The organism is Pseudomonas sp. IT-347P (assembly GCF_949768005.1).
Lineage (GTDB): Bacteria > Pseudomonadota > Gammaproteobacteria > Pseudomonadales > Pseudomonadaceae > Aquipseudomonas.
The window spans coordinates 199,566-215,725 of sequence record NZ_CATKPQ010000055.1 but is presented as its reverse complement, the minus strand read 5'-3'; the positions used below and the strand labels follow the sequence as shown (position 1 = coordinate 215,725).

Below are 16,160 nucleotides of genomic sequence, written 5' to 3'. Positions count from 1 at the left end.
TTATTGCCCGGATTTTATGGCGCGACGCCTTTCCCCTGTGGGAGCGGGCTTGCTCGCGAAAGCGGTGGGTCATTGATGGTGATGGCGACTGATACAACGCCTTCGCGAGCAAGCCCGCTCCCACAAGGGGATTTGTGGCGTGAGAATGATCTCTGGATGTGTACAGGGTTGGGCCAACCGCCGCGTCTGGCCTATGCTGCACCCCATCGCTTTCAATCCCGGTCGATTTCATGGGTCGTACCTTTCTTTACATTCTTCTGGTGATCGCCCTGCCCGTCGCGGCGCAGATCTACAAGTACACCGATGCCAACGGCAACACGGTGTACAGCGATCACTCGCCGGACGGCGTGCAGGCGCAGCCGGTGGAGTTGCCGCCGCTCAACCGGGTTGAGCCGCAAGCGCCGAGCGCGCCACCTGCATCTGACGCCGACAAACGTGAGCCTGCGCGCAACGCTTACGACATTCTCGAACTCGCCGGCCTGCCCAGCGAAGAAGCCCTGCGCGCCAACAACGGCACGTTCACCGTCCAAGTGCTGATCAAACCGCGCCTGCAAGCGCCGCATCAATTAAGGCTAGTACTGGATGATGTGCCCTATGGCCAACCGAGCAACGTGCCGATCCTGCAAATGGTGAACGTCGATCGCGGCGAACACCGGCTCGCAGTGCAGGTGATTGATGGGCAGACGATCATCCAGCAGAGTCCGCCAGTGGCCCTCAGCGTGCAGCGAGTGCACAAGCCATGATCCGCGCGTGGCTGATCGTTGTATTGGCGCTGCTCACGCTGCCGGCTTCAGCGGAGGTCTTCACCTACATCGATGCACAAGGCAATCGCGTCTACACCGACCAGCCGCGTGGCAACGCCAAACGAGTGCCCATCGCCACCAGCAATCGCATGTCGGCCAACCCCAGCATTGCCGCACCGATCACCACCGCGAAAAAAACCGTGGAACAACCTCTTTTTCATTACGACATGCTGCGCATTCTGGTGCCCGAACCGGATGCCACGATTCGCAGCAGCGCCGGCGAAATCATCGTCAGTGTCACCAGCGAACCCGGCCTGCAAAAGGGTCATCGCTATCGCCTGTTGCTGGATGGACAGGCCACTGGCGAACCCGGACTGACGCCGGTCTTCCCACTGAGCAACATTGATCGTGGCAGCCACAACCTTTCCGTGGAAATCCTCGATACCGAAGGGCGCACCGTCGAACGCACCGCCAATCAGCCCTTCCACATGCTGCGCATCTCCCTCGCGCAGAAACGCCAGGTAAAACCCTGCACCAAGGACGATTACGGTGTCCGTCCGGAATGCCCTTTGAAAGACAAGCCGCCTGAGCCGAAAAACCCCTTCCTGCGTTTTTTCTGACGCTGTTCAGTGATGCGCACTATATTGGTGCGTAAAACTGACACCCTACCCATATCCCAACCCATTTTGGTTCGAAAGTACCCGTCAGAGCTGGCCGACTGCCACGCAAGCGAGCGTCAAACGCCTGTTTCAGGCGATCAGCGCTTCTTTTCGGAGCCTTGGTTTGGTTTTTGCATTTTCCGTTCAACGACGCCTGCTTCTCGCGCACGCTCCGCCCCCGAAAGAGGCTCTGATGACTATAAGTGACGCAATCCACCGTTTGCTGCTCGACAACCTGACCACCGCCACCATCCTGCTCGACGCCGAATTGCGCCTCGAGTACATGAACCCGGCGGCAGAGATGCTGCTGGCCGTCAGTGGTCAGCGCAGCCATGGCCAGTTCATCAGCGAGCTGTTCACCGAATCCCCCGAGGCGCTCAATTCCCTGCGCCAGGCGGTGGAGCAGGCGCATCCATTCACCAAACGCGAAGCGATGCTCACCGCCCTCACCGGCCAGACATTGACCGTGGATTACGCGGTGACGCCGATTCTGAGCAATGGCGCGACCCTGCTCCTGCTGGAGGTCCATCCGCGTGACCGCCTGCTGCGGATCACCAAGGAAGAGGCGCAGCTGTCCAAGCAGGAAACCAGCAAAATGCTGGTGCGCGGCCTCGCCCATGAGATCAAGAATCCGCTCGGCGGCATCCGTGGCGCCGCACAACTGCTGGCCCGCGAGCTACCGGAAGAAAGCCTGCGCGACTACACCAACGTGATCATTGAAGAAGCCGATCGCCTGCGCAATCTGGTCGATCGCATGCTCGGTTCGAACAAGTTGCCGTCGCTGGCCATGTGCAACGTTCACGAAGTGCTGGAGCGCGTCTGCCAACTGGTCGAAGCGGAAAGCCAGGGCTGCATCACCTTGGTGCGCGACTACGACCCAAGCATTCCCGACGTGTTGATCGACCGCGAGCAAATGATTCAGGCGGTGTTGAACATTGTGCGCAACGCGATGCAGGCAATCAGCAGCCAGAACGAATTGCGGCTGGGCCGCATCAGCCTGCGCACCCGGACCATGCGCCAGTTCACCATCGGCCACGTCCGCCATCGCCTGGTGACCAAGATCGAGATCATCGACAACGGCCCCGGGATCCCGGCGGAACTTCAGGAAACCATTTTCTTCCCCATGGTCAGCGGTCGCCCGGACGGTACCGGGCTGGGCCTGGCCATTACCCAGAACATCATCAGCCAGCACCAGGGTCTGATCGAGTGTGACAGCCATCCAGGCCACACTACCTTCTCGATCTTTCTGCCACTGGAACAAGGAGCCACATCGACATGAGCCGTAGTGAAACCGTGTGGATCGTCGATGACGACCGTTCTATCCGTTGGGTTCTGGAAAAGGCCTTGCAGCAGGAAGGCATGACCACCCAGAGCTTCGACAGCGCCGATGGCGTGATGAGTCGCCTGGCCCGTCAGCAGCCGGACGTGATCATTTCCGACATCCGCATGCCGGGTGCCAGCGGTCTGGATCTGCTGGCGCGGATTCGCGAGCAGCACCCACGGTTGCCGGTCATCATCATGACCGCTCACTCCGATCTGGACAGCGCTGTCGCCTCGTATCAGGGCGGCGCGTTCGAGTATCTGCCCAAGCCGTTCGACGTCGATGAAGCGGTGTCGCTGGTCAAGCGCGCCAATCAACACGCACAAGAGCAGCAAGGCCTGGAAGTCGTGCCGGCACTGACCCGCACCCCGGAAATCATCGGCGAAGCGCCAGCGATGCAGGAAGTGTTTCGCGCCATCGGGCGCTTGAGCCACTCCAACATCACCGTGCTGATCAACGGTGAATCGGGCACCGGTAAAGAACTGGTCGCCCACGCCTTGCACCGACACAGCCCGCGCGCGGCCTCGCCGTTCATTGCGCTGAACATGGCGGCGATCCCCAAGGATCTGATGGAATCGGAACTGTTCGGCCATGAGAAAGGCGCGTTCACCGGCGCAGCGAATCTGCGTCGCGGCCGTTTCGAACAGGCGGACGGAGGCACGTTGTTCCTCGATGAAATCGGCGACATGCCGGCGGATACGCAAACCCGCTTGCTGCGCGTTCTGGCCGATGGCGAGTTCTACCGTGTCGGCGGTCACGTGCCGGTGAAGGTCGATGTGCGCATCATCGCCGCGACGCACCAGAATCTGGAAACCCTGGTGCACGCCGGCAAATTCCGTGAGGACTTGTTCCACCGCCTCAACGTGATCCGCATCCACATCCCGCGCCTGTCGGATCGTCGTGAAGACATCCCGACCCTGGCCAGGCACTTCCTCAGCCGCGCCGCGCAGGAACTGGCAGTCGAGCCGAAACTGCTGAAAAGCGAGACCGAGGAATACCTGAAAAACCTGCCATGGCCGGGCAACGTGCGGCAGCTGGAGAACACTTGCCGCTGGATCACCGTCATGGCATCCGGGCGCGAAGTGCACATCAGCGACTTGCCACCAGAGTTGTTGAGCCTGCCGCAGGATTCCGCGCCGGTGACCAACTGGGAACAGGCGTTGCGCCAATGGGCCGATCAGGCCTTGGCGCGCGGCCAGTCGAGCCTGCTCGACAGCGCGGTACCGGCGTTCGAGCGGATCATGATCGAGACCGCTTTGAAGCACACTGCCGGGCGCCGTCGTGATGCCGCCGTGCTGCTGGGTTGGGGGCGTAATACCCTGACGCGCAAGATCAAAGAACTGGGAATGAAAGTGGATGGTGGGGATGATGATGAGGGGGATGAGGGTTAAAACCTTGTTCGCTTGAGGGTGTGTACTCAGGATCCATCCCCTCACCCCAGCCCTCTCCCCCCTGGGGGAGAGGGGGAAAGGGAGCCGATTTTGTATGATGTTCAAGACCTGAGTTCGACGGGGTATTTCAGGTCGGCGTAACTTGAACAGCAACTCGGTCAGTCCCCTCTCCTTCTGGGAGAGAGTTAGGGTGAGGGGCCACCGTGCACCGCATCAATGCACAATGACCCGCGATCGCGCACAGCCGCATCGCCACACTCAACCTTTAAAAACACTGACAAACCGTTTTTCAAAACCACAAAAGCCCCGATTCCGGGGCTTTCATGTTTCTGATCAGCTTTTTTGTTTCAGCAGATTAAAACCTGGCACGCCCCCTGCAATACCTCTTACAGGTGATTCAATTCACCACCCGTTTCGGGGACCTTGGTACAGGCAGGCCGGGGATTCCCCTCTTTACATCGGCTCGCAGCGCCATGCGGCGAGCCCTCCCTTTTGGGATCCTTGGTACAGGCAGGCCGGGGGTTCCCTCTTTACACCGGACCGACGCGAACAGCGAAGTCCAGCCTTTTGGGAACCCTGATACAGGCAGGTCAGGGATTCCCGCTTTTATTGCTCCCGGAGATGGATCTCCAGCCGCCAGCGGTCATCGACCTCGCTGCCGGCCCAGTCACCCTGCAGCGGCCGCGCCGCCAGCACCGTCAGTAACAACCCGCCATCACTCATCCGCGTACGCCAGTTGACGTCTTTGCCGTTGAGCCTGAGCTGACCTTTCTGCGCACGGCCCTCGGCCTGGAACAGCAGCGCCACCGCGCCATCGATGACTTCGCCATGCAGCTTCGGCTCGTTGTTGAACCACACCACCAACCCGCCGTCGGTGACTTCAACCTGCTGCAACACCGTCGGATCCGGCGTGGTCAGGCGACCGATCATCAAACCGATCATCAAGCCGACAATCGCCAGCGAACCGATGACTCGCGGCAATAGTTTCGAACGGTTGTCCACAGGCGGCGTAGAATGCCGCTCATCTTTACCTTCGGAGCCGTGCATGTTTCACGTCATCCTTTTTCAACCAGAAATTCCGCCGAATACCGGCAACGTTATCAGGCTGTGCGCCAACAGCGGCTGCCACCTGCATTTGATCGAACCACTGGGCTTCGAGATGGACGACAAGCGCTTGCGCCGCGCCGGTCTCGACTACCACGAATATGCCACGCTGCAACGTCACGCGAACCTCGCCAGTTGCCTGGAAAGCCTCGGTAACCCTCGGGTGTTTGCGTTCACCACCAAGGGTTCGCGACCGTTTCATGATGCCGCGTTCGTTGCGGGTGATGCGTTTTTGTTTGGCCCGGAAAGCCGTGGCCTGCCGGCTGAGGTGCTCGATGCCCTGCCCGCCGAACAACGTCTGCGCCTGCCGATGCGCGAAGGCTGCCGCAGCCTTAACCTGTCCAACACCGTGGCGGTGGCCGTGTACGAAGCCTGGCGCCAGAACGACTTTAAATAACACTGCATAACAAATGTGGGAGCGGGCTTGCTCGCGAATGCGGCGTATCAGATGACATCAATGTCGCCTGACACTCCGCTTTCGCGAGCAAGCCCGCTCCCACATTGGACTTGCGTCAACGCTCAGGCCGTTTATTGAACGGTTGGCGTCTCGCCGCTTTCCTGCATGCGCTGCAGTTCTTGCGCGTACAGCGCGTCGAAGTTCACCGGAGCCAGCATCAGCGCCGGGAACGAACCGCGGGTCACCAGGCTGTCCAGGGTTTCGCGTGCGTACGGGAACAGGATGTTCGGGCAGAACGCGCCCAGGGTGTGACTCATCGAAGCCGCATCCAGATTCTTGATCAGGAAGATACCGGCCTGTTGCACTTCAGCGATGAAGGCGACTTCTTCACCGTTTTTCACGGTGACGGACAGGGTCAGCACGACTTCGTAGAAATCACCTTCCAGTGCTTTCTGACGCGTGTTCAGATCCAGCGCGACCGCCGGATCCCACTGCTGGCGGAAGATCGCCGGGCTTTTCGGGGCTTCGAAGGACAGGTCGCGTACGTAGATGCGCTGCAAGGAGAATTGCGGTGCGGTTTCTTCTTCGCTGGCTGCAGTGTTCTGTTGGTCAGTCATCTCAGATCCTTATCGATCTTGGTTCTTTTAGGGAGTGCTGTACGTGGGTGCAGCCGTTCAGGCCTTGAGCAGCGCGTCGAGCTTGCCGGCGCGCTCCAGGGCGTATAAATCATCACAACCGCCGATGTGCTTGCTGCCGATCCAGATCTGCGGCACGGACGTGCGCCCGGCTTTCTGGGCCATTTCGGCGCGCAGCTGCGGCTTGCCATCGACCTTGATCTCTTTGAAGGCCACGCCTTTGTTCTCGAGCAGGTACTTGGCGCGCGAGCAGTAAGGGCAGTAATCGCTGGAGTAGACGATGACTTCGCTCATATCACTTCACCAACGGCAGATTGTCGCCTTTCCAGCTGGAAATCCCGCCGGACAGCTTGGCGGCGGTGAAGCCGGATTTCATCAGCTCGCGGGCGTGAGTGCCGGCGGTCTGGCCCAAGGCGTCGACCAGAATGATCGTCTTGGACTTGTGTTTTTCCAGCTCGGCAACGCGTGCCGCCAGTTTGTCCTGGGGAATGTTCACCGCGCCAACGATGTGGCCGGCAGCGAAGTCCTTGGCCGGACGGATGTCCACCACCACGCCTGCATCTTTATTGACCAGCGCGGTCAGCTCGCCGGTGCTCAGGCTTTTACCGCCGCCCTGCATCGTGTGCGCCAGCAGCAGAGCCAGCAGTACGACGAAGATACCGACAAGAATGTAGTGGTTAGTGGCAAATTCAATCAGGTGAGCAACCATCGAAGGAGGTTCCAGGGCGTTAAAATGTCGGCCAGTATACACAGCCACTATGGTCGGCCAAACCCCGTCCGGCGGTGACGCAGTCGGAACTTAGCTTTAAACTCCAACTCCCTTTTCCATCGCCCTCTTCTTTATTAGCCACGAGTGGATTCCATGACTACCACGCCTAAACCTTTGGTCCTGATGATTCTCGACGGCTTCGGTCACAGCGACAGCCCCGAATCGAATGCCGTTTTTGCAGCGAAGAAGCCTGTTCTCGATCGCTTGTGGGCCACCGTGCCGAACGGCTTGATCTCGGGCAGCGGCATGGACGTCGGCCTGCCCGATGGCCAGATGGGCAACTCCGAAGTCGGCCACATGAACCTCGGTGCCGGCCGCGTGGTGTATCAGGACTTCACCCGCGTGACCAAAGCGATCCGTGACGGCGAGTTCTTCGAAAACCCAACCATCTGCGCCGCTGTGGATAAAGCCGTAGGCGCCGGCAAAGCCGTACATTTCATGGGCCTGCTGTCGGATGGCGGTGTGCACAGCCATCAGGATCATCTGATCGCCATGGCCGAACTGGCCTTCAAACGCGGCGCTGAAAAAATTTACCTGCACGCTTTCCTCGACGGCCGTGACACACCGCCGAAAAGCGCTGCATCGTCGATCGAACTGCTCGACGCGACGTTCCAGGCACTTGGCAAGGGCCGCATCGCCAGCATCATCGGTCGCTATTTCGCCATGGACCGTGACAACCGCTGGGATCGCGTGGCCCAGGCGTACAACCTGATCGTCGACGGCAACAGCGAATTCCACGCGGCCACCGCGCAGGAAGGTCTGGAGGCGGCCTACGCACGCGGCGAAAGCGATGAATTCGTCAAAGCCACGACCATTGGCGAACCGGTGAAAGTCGAAGACGGCGACGCCGTGGTGTTCATGAACTTCCGCGCCGACCGTGCCCGTGAGCTGACTCGCGTGTTCGTCGAAGACGATTTCAACGATTTCGAACGCACCCGCCAGCCTAAACTGGCCGGTTTCGTCATGCTGACCCAGTATGCCGCAAGCATTCCTGCACCCTCGGCGTTCGCCGCGGGCAGCCTGGAAAACGTTCTCGGCGACTATCTGGCGAAGAACGGCAAAACCCAACTGCGTATCGCTGAAACCGAGAAATACGCGCACGTGACCTTCTTCTTCTCTGGCGGTCGTGAAGAACCGTTCCCGGGCGAAGAGCGCATCCTGATTCCATCGCCGAAAGTCGCCACCTACGACTTGCAGCCGGAAATGAGCGCACCCGAGGTCACCGACCGCATTGTCGACGCCATCGAAAACCAGCGTTACGACGTGATCGTGGTCAACTACGCGAACGGTGACATGGTCGGCCACAGCGGCGTGTTTGACGCGGCAGTGAAGGCGGTTGAATGCCTCGACACTTGCGTAGGTCGCATCGTTGAAGCACTGGAAAAGGTCGGTGGCGAAGCGTTGATCACGGCTGACCACGGCAACGTCGAAAAAATGGCCGATGAAGAAACCCACCAAGCGCATACCGCGCATACCACCGAGCCGGTGCCGTTCATCTACGTCGGCAAGCGTGACCTCAAGGTCCGTGAAGGCGGCGTGCTGGCGGACGTGGCACCGACCATGCTGATGCTGCTGGGTCTGGAAAAACCGGCGGAAATGACCGGCACCTCGATTCTGGTCTGACCCGACTCGCCAAAACACCGCAAAACCCTGTAGGAGTGAGCCTGCTCGCGATAGCCATCAGACAGTCAACTACTCTGTTGAATGTCAGTAAGCCATCGCGAGCAGGCTCACTCCTACATTGGTTTGCGGTGTTTTTCAGGCCAGTTATCACACAGCCCCAATTGGGCGTTTTTTTTGCAGCCTCGGGCGGGCATACTAGGCCGTCCCTTACCCTGGTGCCGCCCGCCCCTATGCTTCGCGTCCTGATCGCCCTTGCTCTGACATGCCTGCTCCAACCGGCTTTCGCTGACGAGCGCACGCAAACCCAACAACAGTTGGACGCCACGCGTCAGGACATTGCCGAGCTGAAAAAGCTGCTGAGCAAGGTCCAGGAAGAAAAGTCCGGCGTGCAGAAAGAACTCAAGGGCACGGAAACCGAACTGGGCAAGCTGCAGAAGCAGGTCGATGCGCTGCAGAAAGAACTGCAGAAAAGCGAATCCGAGCTGCAGCGACTCGATGCAGAGAAAAAAAAACTCCAGAGCGCGCGCACTGAACAGCAGCGACTGATCGCCATTCAGGCGCGAGCGGCGTATCAGAACGGTCGGCAGGAATACCTCAAGCTGCTGCTCAACCAGCAGAATCCGGAGAAATTCGCCCGTACCCTCACCTATTACGATTACCTGAGCCAGGCCCGCCTGGAACAGCTGAAGAACTTCAACGAAACCCTGCGCCAACTGGCCAATGTCGAAAAAGACATCGGCCTGCAGCAGGCGCAATTGCTGGTCCAGAAAAGCGACCTCGACACCCAGCGCGAAGCACTCGAGAAAGTCCGCAAGGAACGCCAGCAGGTGCTCGCCAGACTCAATGACGACGTGAAAGCCCGCGACCAGAAACTGGCCGCCCGCGAGCAGGATCAGGCAGACCTGTCTAAAGTCCTTAAAACCATTGAAGAAACCCTGGCCCGCCAGGCTCGTGAGGCAGAAGAAGCGCGGCAGAAAGCGCTGATTGCCCAGCAGGAAGCAGAAAAAAAGCGCTTGCGTGAGGCGCAGGCTGAAAACAGCGACGCCCCACGAAAACCCGCCAGATCAAGCCCCGGCGCGCTGGTATCGAGCAGCGGTGAAACGTTTGGCGGACCTTTTGCTGCAACCCGGGGAAAACTTCCGTGGCCGGTTGATGGTCGATTACTCGCACGCTTCGGTGAAAGCCGCGGCGACGATGCCCGCACCAAATGGGACGGCGTGATGATCAGCGCCTCCGCCGGTAGTCAGGTGCACGCCGTACACGGCGGGCGCGTGGTGTTTGCCGACTGGCTGCGCGGTGCCGGTTTGCTGGTGATTCTCGATCACGGCAACGGTTTTTTGAGTCTTTACGGTCACAACCAGACGCTGCTCAAGTCGGCGGGTGATGTGGTCAAGGCGGGCGAGTCGATTTCCACTGTCGGTAACAGTGGCGGTCAGGACACGCCCGCGCTGTATTTCGCAATTCGTCAGCAGGGTCACCCGAGTGATCCGGCGCAATGGTGTCGTGCGCAAGGATAAGCGCCGCATCTAACTCAGGAGTTTGTTCGACATGCTGCATTTGTCCCGCCTTACCTCGCTGGCCCTGACGATCGCTCTGGTGATCGGCGCGCCTTTGGCGTTTGCCGCGCAACCGGCCCCGGCCGTCGCTCCGGCAGGCACTGCCGCGACCTCCAAGGCGCCACTGCCGCTGGAAGAGTTGCGCACCTTCGCCGAGGTCATGGACCGGATCAAAGCCGCTTACGTCGAACCGGTGGACGACAAGACCCTGCTGGAAAACGCGATCAAGGGCATGCTCAGCAACCTCGATCCGCACTCGGCCTACCTCGGTCCTGAAGATTTCACCGAACTGCAGGAAAGCACCAGCGGTGAGTTTGGCGGCCTGGGTATCGAAGTCGGCGCTGAAGATGGCTTCATCAAAGTCGTCTCGCCAATCGATGACACCCCGGCATCGAAGGCCGGCATTCAGGCCGGTGACTTTATCGTCAAGATCAACGGCCAGCCGACCCGCGGCCAGACCATGACCGAAGCCGTGGACAAGATGCGCGGCAAGATCGGCCAGAAAATCACCCTGACCCTGGTACGCGATGGCGGCACGCCGTTCGACGTGACCCTGGCGCGCGCCGTGATCCAGGTGAAGAGCGTCAAGGCGCAGTTGCTGGAAACCGGCTATGCGTATATCCGCATCACCCAGTTCCAGGTCAAGACCGGCGAAGAGGTCTCCAAGGCCCTGGCTAAACTGCGCAAGGACAACGGCAAGAAGCTCAACGGCATCATTCTCGACCTGCGCAACAACCCCGGCGGCGTGCTGCAGGCCGCGGTGGAAGTGGTCGACCACTTCATCACCAAAGGTCTGATCGTCTACACCAAAGGCCGGATCGCCAATTCCGAACTGCGCTTCTCGGCCACCGGCAAAGACGAAAGCGAAGCAGTGCCAATGGTCGTGTTGATCAACGGTGGCAGCGCCTCGGCTTCGGAAATCGTCGCCGGTGCCCTGCAGGATCAGAAACGTGCGGTGGTGATGGGTACCACCAGCTTCGGCAAAGGCTCGGTACAGACCGTGCTGCCGCTGAACAACGACCGCGCGCTGAAGATCACCACGGCGCTGTACTTCACGCCGAACGGCCGCTCGATCCAGGCCCAGGGCATCGTGCCGGACATCGAAGTGCGCAAGGCCAAGATCACCAACGAGGCCGATGGCGATTACTTCAAGGAAGCCGACCTGCAAGGTCACCTGGGCAACGGCAACGGCGGTGCAGACAAGCCGACCGGTTCCAGTGGCAAGGCCAAGGCCATGCCGCAGGATGACGATTACCAATTGGCCCAGGCCCTGAGCCTGCTCAAAGGGCTGAGCATTACCTCCGGCCGTTGAGAATGCTGCGTTTCGTCTTCGTACTGTTGTGCTGTCTGGCGGGTGCTGCTCACGCGCAACCCGCCAGCCCGACGCCACACAAAGCCTACCTGACACTGATCATCGACGACCTGGGGCAGAATCTGCCCCGGGATCGCCGCGTGCTGGCCCTGCCCGGCCCAGTGACCACGGCGATCATGCCGGATACCCCGCACGCCACCGAGTTTGCCCGCGAGGCCCATCGCGCCGGCAAGATCGTCATCCTGCATATGCCAATGGACCCGGCCACCGGGCCGTACGCCTGGCACCCAGAGTTGCCCATCGAAGAGCTGGAAAAACGCTTGAACGCCGCGTTCAAAAGGGTCCCGTACACCGCCGGCATCAACAATCACATGGGCAGCCGCATGACCGCGCAACCGGTGGCGATGGCGTGGTTGATGGGCGAGTTGCAGCGTCGTCACAAATTCTTCGTCGACAGCCGCACCAGTGCGCAGACCGTGGCGGCGCAGCAGGCGCAGAAGATTGACCTGGCCAGTGTCTCGCGGGATGTGTTTCTCGACGATGAGCGTACTGAGGCAGCGATCTACACACAGTTGCAGACCGCGATCAGCCTGGCACGCAAGCAGGGTTCGGCAGTGATGATCGGTCATCCGTATCCGCAGACATTGGCGGTACTGGAGCGCGAACTGCCCAAACTCAAGTCCCAGGGCATCGAGTGGATCGATATCAAACAGATGATCAGCGTGCGCAGCAATCGCGCCATGGTCGGCCACGGTAAAGACGGGGTTTATCGGTAATATCCGGTAACGCTCAATACATAGTTAACGCCAGCAATCCTGCTGGCTTGCGGATAGTGAGACCTGCAACAGGTCGCGGCTCCCCCGAGCCGCTTTTCAACTATCCAGGATTGACTATGACTATCGAAGAAAACGCAGCCTCGCTACCCAGGCCAATGCAACCCATCACGCACGACAACCTGCTTATCAACTTCACAACGGAGTTTCATCGGGTCTGGAGCACCAATGGTTCAAAGGTAAAACCTGGAGCCTTCTGGCGCCCCACTCCTGCTCGGGATGCGTTGCCAGGTTACTTCCCACTGGGCGACCAGTTCATGTTCAGCAATTTCAACATTAACGGTGAAATGGTATCGGCAGTCGTTTGCGAGAAGGACTTGAACGGTGAGAGAAACAGTAAAGGCAACGCCCTGGCCAAGCCTGCCGATTTCGAACTGGTGTGGAAAGAATCCTCGACATCCAGTGCCACGCGTGCATCGATCTGGCGCCCGATAGCGCCCGTAGGCTACGTCGCCATGGGCCTGGTATGCGCTAACGACCACAGCAAGCCATCACTCAATACCATCCGCTGCGTGAGGGCCGACCTGGTTGTGGAAGCCAAGGTCGGGGATCTGCTGTGGAATGACAAAGGTACGGGCGCGAAGTTAAGTTTCAGCGCCTGGGCCATAGAACCACCCACTGCCGAACCTGGCGAAATCTGTTTTGCTCCCGGCACCTTTGTGGGCGTACCGACCTACAGCAAACCCACGACGCCCGGCACTGCTTATGCGCTACGGATGCAGATCCCGCTGCAAATCAAGGCAGCACCACAAGCACCGGCACTCACTGGATATGCGCACCCTGGCGATGACGCAGTCGTCAAAGTCACTCAGATTGCGCGCCTGCCGTGGTTTGCGGTCAGAGACCACGCCAATCCCGCTGAGCAATTTTTCAGCTCGCCCTATTACGAGCTGCAACGAACGGACGAATATGTGTTGATCGGTTACGACCACAATACCTCGGACAAAACCCGTCCAGCCAAATGGACCGCCCACCGGGCACAAAACCCGATAGGACTTCGCAAGTTCAGCGGCTTCACGTCGATTGAAATCGCCAAAGCCTGGCCATCCGTATTGTTGAGTGATATGCGCGTGTTGAAACTGTCGGCGCGCCTGCCGGAGCACTTCACTCATACCAAGAGTTCTGCGAGCGGCTGGAACGAAATGCGCCCTCAAGTCGTCGTCGCCATGGTGGCGAAGCAGACTGCCGTCGCGGTCTTCCAGATGGAAAGCCATTACAGACTGATACGTGAAGACGGCACCCAAGTGGCCGTCGAATTTGGCTATACCGACGATTCAAGCATTCATCTGACCCAATATCCGCCGGAGCAGATCGAGATCGCCAGGGCGTGCCCGCAACCGACCGGGAACACACCATCGGGCACCGAGGCAAGCGCTGTCGTTGACGTCATTGCACCGTCATCGCTGGAACGACCGAGTGCTACAGATACCGCCCCATGATCTCGTCAACCACGCCCTCTTTGCGTAGCTGATCCAGCGCGGTCTGAAGCCGGGCGACGACTTCATCGGAGACGTCCTTGTTCAGCGCCAGATAGAGTTCTGCACTGTTGAAGCGCAGCACGGTCTTCAGACCAGTGACACCGTCCTGCCGCGCCAGATAACGCCCGGCAGGATCACCGGTGGCCCACAGGTCGATCTGACCATTGACCAGCTTCTTCGCGTTGTCCTGATCGCGCAGCACCACGATCGGCTTCAGGCCTTGCTTGGTCAGTGTTTCGGCAATCGCATCGCCCTTGTAGGCGCCGATCTTGTACTTGCGCGCGTCATTAAGGGTTTCGAGGGTGATCTTGCTGTCAGCCTTGGCCAACATGATCCAGTCGTCCGGGCCGATCGGGCCGACCCATTTGAAGAGTTTTTCGCGATCCGGCAGGCGCGCCATCACGAAGGCGCCGTACCCGGGATTCTCCAACGCCAGTTTGTACACACGCTCCCAGGGAAAACGCAGGGTCAGGCTGTAGGTGATGCCGGCACGCTGGAACACTTCACGCACGATGTCGGTGGCGATGCCATTGATGTTCTCGCCCTGGGCGAAATTCTTGCCGTTCTTCGCCATGTTGTACGGCGGGAAGTTTTCGGTGAGGAGCACCAGATCGGTGTCGGGACTGGTTTCGGCACGGACCGTGTTGATGAGCAACATCGATGCGCTGGCGAAAACAAGAAGCAGGCGTTTGATCATGTCGGGCTACCGGAATCCATGGCGTGCCCAAGAGTGCCTTGGGTGCGCCATGGTGTCCACTGGCCTGTATGGAATTTGACGCTTAACGCATCACGATGCCGCGTTTGGCCATGTAGGCCTTGGCTTCCTGCACGGTGTATTCACCAAAGTGGAAAATACTCGCGGCCAGTACCGCACTGGCGTGACCTTCGAGAATGCCGTCGGCCAGATGCTGCAGATTGCCGACGCCGCCGGAGGCAATCACCGGAATGCCCAGCGCATCGCTGATGGCACGGGTCACACCGAGATCGAAGCCGTTCTTCATGCCGTCCTGATCCATGCTGGTCAGCAGGATCTCGCCAGCGCCGAGGGCTTCCATTTTCTTCGCCCACTCGACCGCATCGAGGCCGGTCGGCTTGCGCCCACCGTGAGTGAAAATTTCCCAGCGCGGGGTCTCGCCCGGGCCAGAAACCTTCTTCGCATCGATGGCGACGACGATGCACTGCGAACCGAAATGCTGCGCCGCTTCGCCGACGAATTCCGGGTTGAACACGGCCGCGGTGTTGATCGACACCTTGTCCGCGCCGGCATTCAGCAGATTGCGAATATCCTGCACGGTACGCACGCCACCGCCGACGGTCAGCGGGATGAACACCTGACTGGCCATGCGCTCGACGGTATGCAGCGTGGTGTCGCGGCCATCGACGCTGGCGGTGATGTCGAGAAAGGTAATTTCGTCGGCGCCCTGCTCGTCGTAGCGACGAGCGATTTCCACCGGGTCACCGGCGTCGCGGATGTTTTCGAACTTCACACCTTTGACGACCCGGCCGTTGTCCACGTCCAGGCAAGGGATGATGCGTTTGGCCAGCGCCATGGTCAGTCCTCAGCCTTGATACGAATCGCAGAAAGCTTGCGCTTCGGCGACGTCGAGGGTGCCTTCGTAGATCGCCCGGCCGGTGATGGCGCCGATGATGCCCGGCGCCTTGGCGTCGAGCAGCGACTTGATGTCACCCAGATTGTGGATGCCGCCGGACGCGATCACCGGGATCTTGGTTGCGGCAGCCAGCGCCGCGGTGAACGGCACGTTGCAGCCCTGCATCATGCCGTCTTTGGCGATGTCGGTATAAACGATCGAGGACACGCCGTCGGCTTCAAACTGCCTGGCCAGATCGATGACCTGGACGGTGCTGATTTCAGCCCAGCCGTCGGTGGCGACGAACCCGTCCTTGGCATCCAGACCGACGATGATCTTGCCCGGAAATGCGCGGCAGGCCTCAGCGACGAAGGCCGGATCTTTCACGGCTTTGGTGCCGATGATCACGTAACTCACGCCCGCCTTGACGTAGTGCTCGATGGTTTCCAGCGAACGGATGCCGCCACCGATCTGGATCGGCAGGGTCGGGTAACGCTTGGCGATCGCGGTGACCACCTCGCCGTTGACCGGCTGGCCTTCAAAAGCACCGTTCAGATCGACCAGATGCAGACGGCGGCAACCGCCCTCTACCCACTTGGCTGCCATGCTCACCGGGTCATCGGAGAACACTGTGGAATCTTCCATGCGGCCCTGGCGCAGACGTACGCAGGCCCCGTCTTTAAGATCGATAGCGGGAATAATCAGCATCTGGCAAACCTTCAAATTTGAATGTTCAGCTTGGCTCGGAAA

The 16,160-nt window shown here is 59.8% G+C and carries 17 protein-coding genes; 10 read left to right on the top strand and 7 right to left on the bottom strand.

Annotated elements, in window-relative coordinates; translation table 11 throughout:
• Nucleotides 1–230: 230 nt before the first annotated feature.
• The 4 genes from ACM6IV_RS20645 to ntrC all read left to right on the top strand — a co-directional run bounded on the left by ACM6IV_RS20645 (nucleotide 231) and on the right by ntrC (nucleotide 4,114).
• A complete protein-coding gene (locus ACM6IV_RS20645; RefSeq protein ID WP_414871426.1) occupies nucleotides 231–743 on the top strand; it encodes a DUF4124 domain-containing protein in 513 nt (170 codons plus the stop codon).
• Entirely contained in the window at nucleotides 740–1,363 is a 624-nt protein-coding gene (locus ACM6IV_RS20640) for a DUF4124 domain-containing protein (RefSeq protein WP_414871425.1), read from the top strand. Before ACM6IV_RS20645 ends, ACM6IV_RS20640 begins: the two co-directional genes overlap by 4 nt.
• A gap of 232 nt (nucleotides 1,364–1,595) precedes the next feature.
• Nucleotides 1,596–2,681 (top strand): nitrogen regulation protein NR(II), encoded by a 1,086-nt coding sequence (gene glnL, locus ACM6IV_RS20635; protein WP_414871424.1) that lies wholly within the window; start codon nucleotides 1,596–1,598, stop codon nucleotides 2,679–2,681.
• Complete coding sequence (gene ntrC / locus ACM6IV_RS20630; RefSeq protein WP_414871423.1) at nucleotides 2,678–4,114, top strand: nitrogen regulation protein NR(I); 1,437 nt, start codon at nucleotides 2,678–2,680, stop codon at nucleotides 4,112–4,114. The genes glnL and ntrC overlap by 4 nt, the downstream gene beginning before the upstream one ends.
• A 606-nt stretch (nucleotides 4,115–4,720) precedes the next feature.
• On the opposite strand, the gene ACM6IV_RS20625 is transcribed toward ntrC, so the two are convergent.
• Complete coding sequence (locus ACM6IV_RS20625; RefSeq protein WP_414871422.1) at nucleotides 4,721–5,161, bottom strand: hypothetical protein; 441 nt, start codon at nucleotides 5,159–5,161, stop codon at nucleotides 4,721–4,723.
• On the opposite strand from ACM6IV_RS20625, the gene ACM6IV_RS20620 reads away from it, so the two are divergent.
• A complete protein-coding gene (locus tag ACM6IV_RS20620; RefSeq protein WP_414871421.1) occupies nucleotides 5,160–5,615 on the top strand; it encodes a tRNA (cytidine(34)-2'-O)-methyltransferase in 456 nt (151 codons plus the stop codon). The two genes, ACM6IV_RS20625 and ACM6IV_RS20620, sit on opposite strands and share 2 nt — an antisense overlap.
• Before the next feature lie 131 nt (nucleotides 5,616–5,746).
• Here the strand turns inward: ACM6IV_RS20620 and secB are convergent, their stop codons facing one another.
• Genes secB through ACM6IV_RS20605 form a run of 3 tightly spaced genes read right to left on the bottom strand, consistent with a single transcriptional unit; the run spans nucleotide 5,747 to nucleotide 6,959 of the window.
• Complete coding sequence (gene secB, locus ACM6IV_RS20615) at nucleotides 5,747–6,232, bottom strand: protein-export chaperone SecB (protein ID WP_007909233.1); 486 nt, start codon at nucleotides 6,230–6,232, stop codon at nucleotides 5,747–5,749.
• Between the two features lie 57 nt (nucleotides 6,233–6,289).
• Complete coding sequence (grxC, locus tag ACM6IV_RS20610; protein ID WP_414871420.1) at nucleotides 6,290–6,544, bottom strand: glutaredoxin 3; 255 nt, start codon at nucleotides 6,542–6,544, stop codon at nucleotides 6,290–6,292.
• A gap of 1 nt (nucleotide 6,545) precedes the next feature.
• On the bottom strand, nucleotides 6,546–6,959 hold the full coding sequence (locus ACM6IV_RS20605; RefSeq protein WP_414871419.1) for a rhodanese-like domain-containing protein: 414 nt from the start codon (nucleotides 6,957–6,959) through the stop codon (nucleotides 6,546–6,548).
• 153 nt (nucleotides 6,960–7,112) lie between these two features.
• Between ACM6IV_RS20605 and gpmI the strand changes: the two genes are divergently transcribed.
• From gpmI to ACM6IV_RS20580, 5 genes are all read left to right on the top strand, one after another.
• Nucleotides 7,113–8,642: a 2,3-bisphosphoglycerate-independent phosphoglycerate mutase gene (gene gpmI / locus ACM6IV_RS20600; RefSeq protein WP_414871418.1), complete on the top strand. Its 1,530-nt coding sequence runs from the start codon at nucleotides 7,113–7,115 to the stop codon at nucleotides 8,640–8,642.
• Nucleotides 8,643–8,872: 230 nt separating this feature from the next.
• On the top strand, nucleotides 8,873–10,159 hold the full coding sequence (locus tag ACM6IV_RS20595) for a murein hydrolase activator EnvC family protein (protein ID WP_414871417.1): 1,287 nt from the start codon (nucleotides 8,873–8,875) through the stop codon (nucleotides 10,157–10,159).
• Between the two features lie 31 nt (nucleotides 10,160–10,190).
• Complete coding sequence (locus tag ACM6IV_RS20590; protein WP_414871416.1) at nucleotides 10,191–11,510, top strand: S41 family peptidase; 1,320 nt, start codon at nucleotides 10,191–10,193, stop codon at nucleotides 11,508–11,510.
• A gap of 2 nt (nucleotides 11,511–11,512) precedes the next feature.
• Nucleotides 11,513–12,286 carry a divergent polysaccharide deacetylase family protein gene (locus ACM6IV_RS20585; RefSeq protein WP_414871415.1) on the top strand — a complete coding sequence of 258 codons (774 nt, stop codon included), beginning with the start codon at nucleotides 11,513–11,515 and terminating at the stop codon, nucleotides 12,284–12,286.
• 116 nt (nucleotides 12,287–12,402) lie between these two features.
• Nucleotides 12,403–13,782, top strand: a complete 1,380-nt coding sequence (locus ACM6IV_RS20580; protein ID WP_414871414.1) for a Vps62-related protein — start codon at nucleotides 12,403–12,405, stop codon at nucleotides 13,780–13,782.
• On the opposite strand, the gene ACM6IV_RS20575 is transcribed toward ACM6IV_RS20580, so the two are convergent.
• From ACM6IV_RS20575 to hisA, 3 genes are all read right to left on the bottom strand, one after another.
• Complete coding sequence (locus ACM6IV_RS20575) at nucleotides 13,763–14,518, bottom strand: substrate-binding periplasmic protein (RefSeq protein ID WP_414871413.1); 756 nt, start codon at nucleotides 14,516–14,518, stop codon at nucleotides 13,763–13,765. The two genes, ACM6IV_RS20580 and ACM6IV_RS20575, sit on opposite strands and share 20 nt — an antisense overlap.
• An 82-nt stretch (nucleotides 14,519–14,600) precedes the next feature.
• A complete protein-coding gene (gene hisF, locus ACM6IV_RS20570) occupies nucleotides 14,601–15,371 on the bottom strand; it encodes an imidazole glycerol phosphate synthase subunit HisF (protein WP_414871412.1) in 771 nt (256 codons plus the stop codon).
• A gap of 9 nt (nucleotides 15,372–15,380) precedes the next feature.
• Entirely contained in the window at nucleotides 15,381–16,118 is a 738-nt protein-coding gene (gene hisA, locus ACM6IV_RS20565) for a 1-(5-phosphoribosyl)-5-[(5-phosphoribosylamino)methylideneamino]imidazole-4-carboxamide isomerase (protein WP_064363356.1), read from the bottom strand.
• Between the last annotated feature and the right edge of the window lie 42 nt (nucleotides 16,119–16,160).